This window comes from Clavibacter lycopersici (assembly GCF_003576405.1).
Taxonomy (GTDB): Bacteria; Actinomycetota; Actinomycetes; order Actinomycetales; family Microbacteriaceae; genus Clavibacter; species Clavibacter lycopersici.
In genome coordinates this window covers 1-9,561 of the sequence record NZ_QWGT01000098.1, presented here as the reverse complement: position 1 = coordinate 9,561, position 9,561 = coordinate 1, and the positions used below count along the sequence as shown (strand labels likewise).

The following is a 9,561-nucleotide window of genomic DNA, read 5'->3' as shown; positions in this document are numbered from 1 at the left end:
ATGGCGTCGGTCGCGGCGGGCGCGGGCGGCGGTGCACAGCCCTCGTCGATGCGCGCGACGGCGTGGCCGTCGGCGCGGAGGCGGGTCTTCACGGGCGTGGGCGCGCCGGACGGCCCGGCGACCACCTCGATCCGCTGGAGGCACTCGCGGAGCGTGGCGGAGTGGCGGTCGTCGGAGAGCACGGTGACCAGGCGCACGTCGTGGCCGTCGCGCGCGAGCATCGTCGCGACGAGGCCGGCGCCGCCCGCGCGGGGCAGCGACTCCTCGACCTCGATCACCGGCACGGGCGCGTCGGGGCTGAGGCGGTGCGCGGCGCCGGTCATGTCGACGTCGAGGAGCACGTCGCCGACCACGACGATCCTCACGCGGGCACCTCGGCGGGCTCCGCCGTGGTGGACGCGGGAGCGACCGTCACGGGCACGGACGCCGTCGGGGCGGCCGTCGTCGCCGAAGCGCGCGCCGCGGCCCGGTCGTTCGCCTTCAGGCGGCTCTCGAACGCGCGGCAGATCGCGTGCACGGCGACGAGCTGCGCCTCCTGCACGTTGGCCGACGGCCCGTCGAGCGCGAGGGACTCGTCGCACGCCTCCACCAGCGGGTTCGGGCCGGGGCCCGTCATCGCCCAGGTGGTGGCTCCCGCGGCGCGCGCGGCGGCGGCGGCGCGGAGCAGGTTCTCGCTGCGGCCGCTCGTGGAGAGCAGCACGACGATGTCGCCGGATCGCGCGTGCGCGTGCACCTGCCGGGCGAAGACCTCGTCGAAGCCGTAGTCGTTGCCGATCGCGGTCACCGCCGACGACTCCGCGTGCAGCGCGATCGCGGAGAACGGGCGGCGGTCGCCGTCGAACCGGCCGACCAGCTCGCTCGTGAGGTGCTGGGCCTCGGCCGCGGATCCGCCGTTGCCGGCCGCGATGAGGCGCGCGCCGTGGCTCAGGCGGTCGGCCATCTCGCGGCCCCACGCGGTGAGGCGCGGCGCGTGCCGGCGGAGGTCGTCGAGCACCGGGCCGAGCGCGTCGAGGTGGGCGTCGACCACGGTGGGGTCGGCGGGGAGGTCGTCGGGGGCGGCGGCCTGGATCGCGGCCAGGTACGCCTCCGCGGTGCGGGCGGCGACGGTCGACCACGCGTAGCCGTGCTCCATGCGGTCGCGGCCGGCGCGGCCGAGGCGGCGGCGGCGCGCGGGATCCGCGAGCAGGTCCCCGAGGGCCTCGGCGATGGCGGCGGGGTCGCGCGGCGGCACGAGGATCCCCGTCACGCCGTCGACCACGCTGTCGGTGAGGCCGCCGACCGCGGACGCGACGACGGGCACGCCGGAGGCCATCGCCTCGAGCGGCACGATGCCGAACGGCTCGTACCAGGGCGCGCACACCACGACGTCGGCGGTGCGCATCACGGCGGGCATGTCGGCCTGGGAGACGCGGCCGTGCAGGCGCACGCGATCGGCGACGCCGGCGGCGCGGGCCGCGTCCATGAGGCGGCGGGCCTCGGGGTCGTCGGATCCGCTCGCGCCGTCGCCGGAGCCGCCGACGATGACCAGCTCGACGTCGGTGCGGCCGCGGCGGGCGAGGATCCCGATGGCCTCGATCGCGAGGTCGACGCCCTTGCGCGGCACCAGGCGGCCGACGACCATGACGCGCATCGGGGCGCCGTCTTCCTCGTCCGCGTATGCGCGCGGCGTGAAGTGCCCGATGTCGACGCCGCAGGGGATCACCGTGATGCGGGCTGCGTCGACGCCGGCGCGCACGAGCTCGGCAGCCTCGTCGGAGCAGGTCGCGATGACGGCGTCGGCACGGCGGCCGACCCCGGGCTCGAGCGTCGCGCGCTCGGCGGGGCTCGTGTCCTCTGCGCCGAGGTGGCGGCGCTTCACGGATCCGAGCGCGTGGAAGGTGTGCAGCACGGGCGGCGCGGCGGCGGCGCCCACGGGGGATGCGGAGAGGCGCGCGGCGGCGTCGAGGGCGGCGACCCCGGACATCCAGAAGTGGCTGTGCACCACGTCGGGCCGGGCGGTGCGCCAGTCGGCGAGGAGTCCGTCGGCGAGCTCGCCCATGTGCGGCAGCAGCTCGTCCTTCGGGACCTGGCGCGCGGGTCCGGCGTCGAGGTGCACGACCTCCACGCCGGGCGCGAACGCCACGCGTGCGGGGAGCGCCGGGTCGTCGCGGCGCGTGTAGACGGTGACGGTGTGGCCCTCGTCCGCGAGCGCCGCGGACAGCGCCGCCACGTGCACGTTCTGGCCGCCGGCGTCCACGCCGCCGAGCGTCGCCAGCGGGCTGGCGTGCTCCGAGATCATCGCGATCCTCATCGTGTCGTCCTCTCGTCGAGCGGGTGGTGCGGGGGAGTCGTGGAGCCGGATGCGGCGAGCGCGCGACGTGACCGACGCCCGGCCGCGGCGTCCACCGCGTCGTGGAGCACGGCGTCCATGTCGCGCAGGAAGCGGCCGAGCGAGTAGCGGGCGAGCGCGGCCTCGCGGGCGACGCGGCCGCGGCGGGCGGCCTCGTCGGGATCCGCCAGCAGCAGCCGCGCCTCGCGCACCAGGTCGCCCGGGTCGGAGGAGATGGCGCCCGCGTCCGGAGGCACCGCGCGCGACGCCTCGGTCGCGTCGAGCACCAGCACGGGCATCCCCATGTGCATGGCCTCGAGGAGCGACAGGCCGAGCGAGGTCCAGCGGTGCGGGTGGATGTACGCGCGGAGGCGCGCGAGCTCGGGGTGCATGCGTGCCGTGGGCAGGTCGCCGCGCGACACGATCCTGCCGCCGAGCGACGGGAACGTTCCGGGTAGCAGGTCCGAGCCCATGCCGAACACCTCGACGGGCGCGATCGCCGCGAAGGCGGGCAGCAGATCGGTGCCGGTGATGCGGCCGCGGCGCACGGGCTCGTTGATCACGGCGCCGAAGGACGCGACCTCGCCCGTGTAGAGCGCGCCGGGGTCGGGCACGCCGTGCTCGACGACCGTGGTCGGCGCGATCCCGGTGTCCCACATGAGCGCGTTGAAGCGCGTGACGTGGATCACGGGGATGTCGTCGCGCCCGGCGAGCGCGTGCACCGTCTCGGTCGGGGCGCCGCGCGGGGTGTTGTGCTCGAGGAAGACGGCGGGCACGTCGGATCCGAGGCGCCGGCCGAGCAGGCGCTCCGCCTCCTCGATCTCGGCGACGCGCTGGAGGAGGACGAGGTCGACGTCCGCGTCGTGCAGGGACGACGGATCCACCTCGCGCGCGGTCGCGGGCCAGGCGCGACCGCCGCGGCCGAGGCCCCACGCGTCGCGCGCCTCCGTGGTCGGGAACAGGATCTCGTGGGATCCGAGGACGAACGAGTCGGTCCATCCGCCGTGGACGTGCCACATCAGGATCCTCATGCGGGCACCTCCGAGGTCGGGCGCGACGCCGTGCCGCCCGTCGTCGCGAGCAGCCGCTCGACCGCGTCGGCGACCTCCGCGGCCGAGACCCCGCTGAGGCACGGGTGCCCCGGGATCGGGCAGTCGCGCGCGCGGCTGAGCCGGCAGGCCGCGTCCTGGTCGCCGAGGAGGATCACGGGCACGCGGTACGGCGCCCAGCGGATCGGCGGCACGACGGGCGAGAACAGGCTGACGACGGGCAGGCCGACCGCGGCGGCGAGGTGCGCAGGCCCGGTGTTGCCGCTCACGAGCACTGCCGCGCGGCGCATCAGCGCTCCCAACCCCGCGAGGTCGGTGCGGCCGCCGAGGTCGAGCGCGGTGGATCCGGCGACGTGCGCCGTGAGCTCCCGCTCGTCGGGTCCGCCCGTGACGACCACGGGGATCCCGCGCTCGCCGAGGAGCGCGACCGCGTCGCGGTGCTGGTCGGCCGGGTACGAGCGCGCGCCGACCGCGGCGCCGGGGTGGACGAGCGCGAACGGGCCGTCGGGGAGGAGCGCTTCCACGTCGGACGGCAGCTCGGCGGGCAGGACGGCGAGGCGCCCGTCGTCGTCCGCGGGCAGCGCGTGCCCGGCCGCGGCGGCGATCGCGAGGGCGCGCTCGGGCTCGGGCTGGTCCTCGTCGAGGTCCTCGCCGGGCTTGAGGCGCACGTCGAGCAGGGATCCGGCGTAGTCGACGCTGGCGCCCGTGATCCGCGTCACCCCGGCGAGCCGCAGCAGCAGCGCGAGCGGCAGGGGCGACTGGTGGAAGGAGGTGAGGATGACGGCCTCGTCGGGCTCGACCTCCGCGAGGATCGCGTGCAGCGCGTCGACGCTGGCGGCGTCGGCGGCGGGTGCCGGGGAGGAGATCCACGGCGAGTCCCACACGTGCACCGCGTGGACGCCGGGCAGCAGCCGGCCGGCGGACGCGCCGCGCGGCCCGCAGAGCAGGTGCACCTCGACAGCGGGGTCGGCGGCGACCGCGCGCACCGCGGGCCCCGAGATCAGCACGTCGCCGACGGAGTCGAGCCGCACGACGAGCACGTTGCGGGGCGCCGGGTCGTGGATGAGGAGGTGCACCGCGTCGAGGATCGTCGGGGCCACGAGCTCCGCCTCGGCCACCTCCTCCTCGCGCGTGACGGGCGTCGGCACGAGCACGCCACGCGCGCCCGCGGCCCGGGCGGCGCCCATGTCGGCCGCGATGTCGCCCACGACCGCGACGCGCGACGGATCCACGCCCCACGTCCGGCAGGCCTCGAGCACCATCCCGGGCTGGGGCTTCCGGCAGTCGCAGCCGTCGTCGGATCCGTGCGGGCACAGCAGCACGAGGTCGAACGCGCCGAGCAGCTCCTGCACGCGCGCGTTGACGGCGTCGGCCTGGTCGCGCGTGATGAGGCCGCGCGCGATCCCGGACTGGTTGGTCACCATGCCGACGCGGAGGCCCGCGGCGCGGACGGCGTCGACCGCCTCGCGGGCGCCGGGCATGAGCGTGACGAGCGCCGGATCCCCGTTGTACGGCACGTCGACGACGAGCGTGCCGTCCCGGTCGAACAGGACGGCCTCGAGGTCGTTCCCGGGCGAGCGCATGATCGGCCCGTACCCGACTGCTCCTCCACCCAAACCCGGCCCCGAGCACTTCTCCCCGGGGCGTCACACTCCTCCGCGGCGACCCGCAGCAGCGCCCCCGCGCGGGGAGCAGCAGCGCCCTCGGGCGGGGGCGCGGCGATCGGGGCGCGGCGGGTTCAGCGCGCGGGCGCCTCCTGGATCCACCGCGACCGCGCCAGCAGCATCGGCATGAGCGGCGCGATGAGCAGCGCGCCCAGCCCGCCGACCGCCATGTCGCCGATCGTGTCCGCGTAGCCCGTGAGGATCGCCGGATCCAGCCACGTCTGCCCCGCCCACTCGCCGAGCTCCCACAGCGCCGAGAGCGCGAGCCCCACCGTGAGGCTGAGGATCCCGAGCGGCAGCGGCCGCCGGTCGACCACGACGCCGGCGCGGTCGGCCAGGAGGATCACGAGCGCGGCCAGCGCGGCCGTCGTGACGAGGTGCGCGGGGATGTCCCACCAGGGCAGCAGCTCGTACAGGTCGAGCCGGTTGCTCGCGGCCGAGACGAGCGTCGTGACACCGATGGCGAGGTCGAGCCCGGGCCTGGCCCCGAGACCCCGCGGCGCCACGAGCCCGAGCAGCGCGAGCGCGAACATCGCCGAGGTCGTGCCCGTCCACGCGAACACGGAGAAGAGGAAGGTGAGCAACCCGATCACGCGGACGACGTCGGCGAGCACGGCCGTGATCCCCCGCGGCGGCTGAAGGAAGGTGAGCCCGGCCAGCCCGGCGAAGGCCACGACGTCCTCGGGTGGGGTCGGCGCGTCCGCCGGGGTCGGCGCGGTCGGATCCGTCAGCACCGCACCACCGCCTGCAGCGCCTCGTGGTCGCTCGGCGCGCGCCCGGCCGTGCGGGAGGTGTTGATGCCGACGCGCTGCACCTCGACGTCGGGCGTGACGAGCATCCAGTCGATGCGGCGGGTCGTGCGCTTCGGCGCCTTGTAGTTGGACCACGTGCCCCACTCGGGCGTGAGGCGCTCGCGGGCGCCGTCCCACGCGTCCACCAGCGCGCCGCCCTCCACGAGCAGCCGGTGCGGCTCGGTGTCGACGCCCGCGTTCGTGTCGCCCGCGACGATCGTGGGCACCTGCACCTCGGCGACGATCCCGAGGATCATGCGCGCCGACTCCTCGCGCGACCGCCGCGAGAGGTGGTCGAAGTGCGTGTTCACGTGCCGCAGGGGCAGGCCGGTGGCGCGATCCGTGAAGTCGGCGACCACGGCGATCCGCGGCACCATGTTGCCCCAGCTGCGGGATCCGGCGACCGCGGGCGTGTCCGACAGGGCGACCTGCCGCCAGCTCGTGAGCTCGAGGCGGCGCGTGTCGTAGAAGGTGGGGCAGCCCTCGCCGTGCCCGTCGGCGTTGCGGCCGTGCCCGATCCGCCGGTAGTGCCGGCCGAGCGCCTGCGACAGCGCGCGCCCCTGCGTGGGCATCGCCTCCTGCGTGCCGAGGAGCGCCGGCTGCTCGCGCTGGAGGAGCTCGGCGATGAGCGGCTCGCGGTCGGCCCAGCGGTCGGGGCTGCCCGGCCGGTACCGGCGGAACAGGCGGCGGATGTTGTACGTCATCACGTGCAGCTCGGGGGCGTCGACCGGGCCGATGAGCACCCGTCCGTCCGTGAGGGTGCCGTCGGCGCTGAGGGTCATGCATCCATCGTCCCCCAGCGCGGGCCCGACCACCGTCGCCGGCGGGGAACCGTCACCGCCCGAACGGGGGATGTCGCCTCGCTCGGGCGCGCTGCTTGACTGCCGCCGTCCGGGCATCCGGACGTCGAATGGGGGAGAGAGCATGCGCAAGAGGATCGCGACCATCGTCCTGGCGGCCACCCTGGTGACGGGAGGCACCGTCCTCGGTGCCGCGCCGGCCCAGGCCGCCAAGCTGCAGTGGGTCACCATGCAGGACACCAAGGCGCTCTGCGCGTCCGCGGTGACGTGGAAGCTGAAGGAGTTCGCGAACAAGGGCACGAAGGTCTACGGCCAGTCGCCGTGCCGCTCGACCTTCAAGGGCTGGGAGGGCGCCATCCAGTACCAGGGGTGATCCCGGGGAGGGCGAGCGCCGTCCGCGGCTCCCGCCCTCCCGCGTCACCCGCCGCCGTCAGTGCGCGTGCCGGTGGTGGCTGTCGGGGTAGTGCTCGTGCGTGTGGGTGAGCGGCTCGTGGGTGTGCTCGTGGCGGTGGCGGGTGCCCGCCGCGACCGGCTCGGCGTGATCGTGCTGGTGGTGCGCGTCGTGGGTGTGCCAGTGGTCGTGGGTCACGGCCTCGTGGGTGTGCTCGTGCTCGTGCCGCTCGGTGAGGTGCAACCAGATGCCGACGGCCATGAGGATCCCGGCGACGACCAGCGGCCACGTCACGGGCTCCCCGAGCACCAGCGCGAGGAGCGCGCCGAAGAACGGGGCGACCGAGTAGTAGGCGCCGGCGCGCGCCGTGCCCACGTGGCGGAGGGCGACGATGAACAGCACGAGGCTCACCCCGTAGGCGAGGAAGCCGACGGACATGGCCGCGACGACGTTGCCGATGGCGGGCAGCTGCGCGCCGAGGAGGAAGGCCAGCGCGAGGTTCACCGGCCCCGCGACGGCGCCCTTCACCGCGGCGAGCCACGTGGCGTCGTTCAGCGCGACCTTGCGGGTGAGGTTGTTGTCGATGCCCCACGAGAGGCAGGCGCCGAGGATCGCGAGCGCCGGCCACGGGCTGCCGAGCTCGACCCCCTGCGGCACCGTGATCAGCACGGCGCCCGCGACGATCGCGACCATGCCGAGCACGATCCGCCGGTCGGCGTTCTCCCGGAAGACGATCCAGGCGATGAGCGCCGTCGCGACGCCCTCCGCGTTGAGGAGCAGCGACGCTCCCGAGGCGGGCATGCCGGCGAGGCCGACGAGCAGGAGGACCGGGCCGAGGATCCCGCCGAAGAGGATCGCCCCGGCCAGCGGCAGGCGCTCCTCGCGGGCGAGGCGCACGCGCGGCGACCGGCGGATCACGCGGATGAGTCCGAGCCCGATCCCGGACCCCGTGTAGAGGAGGCCGGCGAGGAGCCAGGGGCTGACGGAGTCCAGCAGGAGCTTCGCGGCGGGGGTGCCGGCGCCGAAGAGGACGGCCGAGAGCAGCGCCGCCTGGACCCCGCGGCTAGCGAGCGCCGTCCGCACGCGCGGACTCCTCGTGGTGGTGGGCGCCGGATCCGTCGAGCTGGTGCTCCGCCTGGAAGATCGCGTCGGTCACGAGCTGGCGCGCGTGCTCGTCGACCAGGCGGTAGAAGACGCGCGTGCCCTCCTGCCGGGTCGCGACGACGCGCGAGAGGCGCAGCTTCGCGAGGTGCTGCGAGACCGCGGCGGGCGACTTCCCGACGCGCTCGGCGAGGTCGTTGACGGGCAGCTCGCCGTCGCGGAGCGCGAGCACGATCCGCACGCGCGTGGCGTCGGCGAGCATCGCGAACACCTCCACCGCGAGCTCGACGTGCTGGCTGTCGGGGTGCCGGCCGCATCTGCTATCTGCATCCATGCGCAGATTCTTGCACATGCCGTGGGCGTTCGGCGTGCGGGGGCTAGGCCGCGGGATCCGGGGCCGCGTCGATGCGCGCGAGGAACGCGTGCAGGTCGTCGCGGATCCGGGCGAGCTCCGACGGGGTCATGCCCGTGCGCTCGGCCACGCGGGCGGGCACCTGCTCGGCCCGGCGGCGGAGCGCCCGGCCCGCGTCGGTGAGGGTGACGCGCACGACGCGCTCGTCCTCGTCGCTGCGCGCACGCTCCAGGAGGCCGGCCGACTGCAGGCGCTTCAGCAGGGGCGTGATGGTCGCGGGCTCGAGGGCGAGCGCGCTACCGAGGTCGGAGATCGAGCGGCCGTCGCGCTCCCAGAGGGCGAGCATCACGAGGTACTGCGGATGCGTGAGGCCGAGCGGCTCGAGGATCGGGCGGTACAGCGCGACGACGGACCGCGCCGCCAGCACGGCCGCGAAGCAGACCTGGCTCTCGAGCGCCAGGGGATCCGTGCGCGTCGCGTCCTCGTGTGCCATGCCAGCTCCTCGCCGCCTGCCGAAATACCGCGTACACTTACTACTATGACACGAGGTAAAGGCCAGGCGGACGGCCCGCGGCGCGAACGCGGCTTCGGAGCGGCCGTCGAGCGGTTCAACGAGCGGCTCCGGCCGTACCTCGGCGCGCCCCCGCTCGGCCCGTACACGGACGACCCGGTGCCCGAGCCGCAGACGCGGCTCTGCCCCATGTGCGGCAAGCCCATGCCCGACCACGACATCGACCGGTCCGGAGCGCGCACGCAGGTGCGCTGCCCGGTCTGATCCGGGTGCGCTGATCCCGCGCCGTCAGCGCGCCAGCGCCTCCGCGCGGGCCGGCCGCCACATCGCCACCGGGCTGGATCCGGCCAGGCCCGCCAGGGCTCCCAGCTCGGCGAAGCCGTTCCGGAGGTAGAGCGCGCGGTTCCGCGCGGTCGACGACTCGAGGTAGGCCGCGGATCCGTCGGCGTCGACGCGGGCGAGTCCGTGGGCGAGGAGCGCGGATCCGACGCCGAGTCCGCGCGCCGACGCGCCCACGCCCACCTCGGCCAGGCGCCAGTGCGGGAGGCCGGGTCGCGCGCGGTCGAGCGTGCGGAGGTGGCCGGCGGCGCGGAG

General features: G+C 75.6%; 11 protein-coding genes and 2 pseudogenes. 2 read left to right on the top strand and 11 right to left on the bottom strand.

The genetic code is table 11. From position 1 onward, the window contains the following. From DZG00_RS08280 to DZG00_RS08255, 7 genes and pseudogenes are all read right to left on the bottom strand, one after another. Window positions 1–365: pseudogene (locus DZG00_RS08280) on the bottom strand (D-beta-D-heptose 1-phosphate adenosyltransferase); the annotation flags it as partial. Next, on the bottom strand, window positions 362–2,290 hold the full coding sequence (locus DZG00_RS17515; protein ID WP_119455524.1) for a glycosyltransferase: 1,929 nt from the start codon (window positions 2,288–2,290) through the stop codon (window positions 362–364). The gene DZG00_RS17515 and the pseudogene DZG00_RS08280, both read right to left, overlap by 4 nt. Next, window positions 2,287–3,339, bottom strand: coding sequence for a glycosyltransferase (locus tag DZG00_RS08270; protein WP_119455523.1), 1,053 nt, complete (start codon window positions 3,337–3,339; stop codon window positions 2,287–2,289). The genes DZG00_RS17515 and DZG00_RS08270 overlap by 4 nt, the downstream gene beginning before the upstream one ends. Further along, window positions 3,336–4,397, bottom strand: a complete 1,062-nt coding sequence (locus tag DZG00_RS08265) for a glycosyltransferase family 9 protein (protein ID WP_233549086.1) — start codon at window positions 4,395–4,397, stop codon at window positions 3,336–3,338. The genes DZG00_RS08270 and DZG00_RS08265 overlap by 4 nt, the downstream gene beginning before the upstream one ends. 54 nt (window positions 4,398–4,451) lie before the next feature. Then, a pseudogene (locus DZG00_RS17300) lies at window positions 4,452–4,940 on the bottom strand (D-glycero-alpha-D-manno-heptose-1,7-bisphosphate 7-phosphatase); the annotation flags it as partial. A 155-nt stretch (window positions 4,941–5,095) separates the two neighbouring features. Next, a complete protein-coding gene (locus DZG00_RS08260) occupies window positions 5,096–5,695 on the bottom strand; it encodes a DUF2238 domain-containing protein (protein ID WP_233549085.1) in 600 nt (199 codons plus the stop codon). A gap of 53 nt (window positions 5,696–5,748) precedes the next feature. Further along, window positions 5,749–6,594: an endonuclease/exonuclease/phosphatase family protein gene (locus tag DZG00_RS08255; protein ID WP_119382283.1), complete on the bottom strand. Its 846-nt coding sequence runs from the start codon at window positions 6,592–6,594 to the stop codon at window positions 5,749–5,751. A 142-nt stretch (window positions 6,595–6,736) separates the two neighbouring features. Between DZG00_RS08255 and DZG00_RS08250 the strand changes: the two genes are divergently transcribed. After that, window positions 6,737–6,985 (top strand): hypothetical protein, encoded by a 249-nt coding sequence (locus DZG00_RS08250; protein ID WP_119382284.1) that lies wholly within the window; start codon window positions 6,737–6,739, stop codon window positions 6,983–6,985. A gap of 57 nt (window positions 6,986–7,042) precedes the next feature. Here the strand turns inward: DZG00_RS08250 and DZG00_RS08245 are convergent, their stop codons facing one another. The 3 genes from DZG00_RS08245 to DZG00_RS08235 are packed head-to-tail and all read right to left on the bottom strand — an operon-like array spanning window position 7,043 to window position 8,949. Next, complete coding sequence (locus DZG00_RS08245; protein WP_119382285.1) at window positions 7,043–8,086, bottom strand: DMT family transporter; 1,044 nt, start codon at window positions 8,084–8,086, stop codon at window positions 7,043–7,045. Then, on the bottom strand, window positions 8,067–8,438 hold the full coding sequence (locus DZG00_RS08240) for an ArsR/SmtB family transcription factor (RefSeq protein WP_094127602.1): 372 nt from the start codon (window positions 8,436–8,438) through the stop codon (window positions 8,067–8,069). Before DZG00_RS08240 ends, DZG00_RS08245 begins: the two co-directional genes overlap by 20 nt. 43 nt (window positions 8,439–8,481) lie before the next feature. Then, window positions 8,482–8,949, bottom strand: a complete 468-nt coding sequence (locus DZG00_RS08235; protein ID WP_119455522.1) for a MarR family winged helix-turn-helix transcriptional regulator — start codon at window positions 8,947–8,949, stop codon at window positions 8,482–8,484. A 45-nt stretch (window positions 8,950–8,994) separates the two neighbouring features. Here DZG00_RS08235 and DZG00_RS08230 point away from each other — a divergent pair, with 45 nt between their 5' ends. Then, a complete protein-coding gene (locus DZG00_RS08230; RefSeq protein ID WP_119383340.1) occupies window positions 8,995–9,231 on the top strand; it encodes a hypothetical protein in 237 nt (78 codons plus the stop codon). A gap of 24 nt (window positions 9,232–9,255) precedes the next feature. On the opposite strand, the gene DZG00_RS08225 is transcribed toward DZG00_RS08230, so the two are convergent. Continuing rightward, window positions 9,256–9,561: GNAT family N-acetyltransferase (locus DZG00_RS08225; RefSeq protein ID WP_119455521.1), on the bottom strand; the 306-nt coding region annotated here is incomplete at its 5' end.

Excerpts from the sequence above, each read along its gene's own strand:
- DZG00_RS08250 (WP_119382284.1), top strand. The coding sequence starts at position 6,737 with ATGCGCAAGAGGATCGCGACCATCGTCCTGGCGGCCACCCTGGTGACG.
- DZG00_RS08235 (WP_119455522.1), bottom strand. The coding sequence starts at position 8,949 with ATGGCACACGAGGACGCGACGCGCACGGATCCCCTGGCGCTCGAGAGC.
- DZG00_RS17515 (WP_119455524.1), bottom strand. The coding sequence starts at position 2,290 with ATGAGGATCGCGATGATCTCGGAGCACGCCAGCCCGCTGGCGACGCTC.
- DZG00_RS08255 (WP_119382283.1), bottom strand. The coding sequence starts at position 6,594 with ATGACCCTCAGCGCCGACGGCACCCTCACGGACGGACGGGTGCTCATC.
- DZG00_RS08240 (WP_094127602.1), bottom strand. The coding sequence starts at position 8,438 with ATGGATGCAGATAGCAGATGCGGCCGGCACCCCGACAGCCAGCACGTC.
- DZG00_RS08270 (WP_119455523.1), bottom strand. The coding sequence starts at position 3,339 with ATGAGGATCCTGATGTGGCACGTCCACGGCGGATGGACCGACTCGTTC.
- DZG00_RS08230 (WP_119383340.1), top strand. The coding sequence starts at position 8,995 with ATGACACGAGGTAAAGGCCAGGCGGACGGCCCGCGGCGCGAACGCGGC.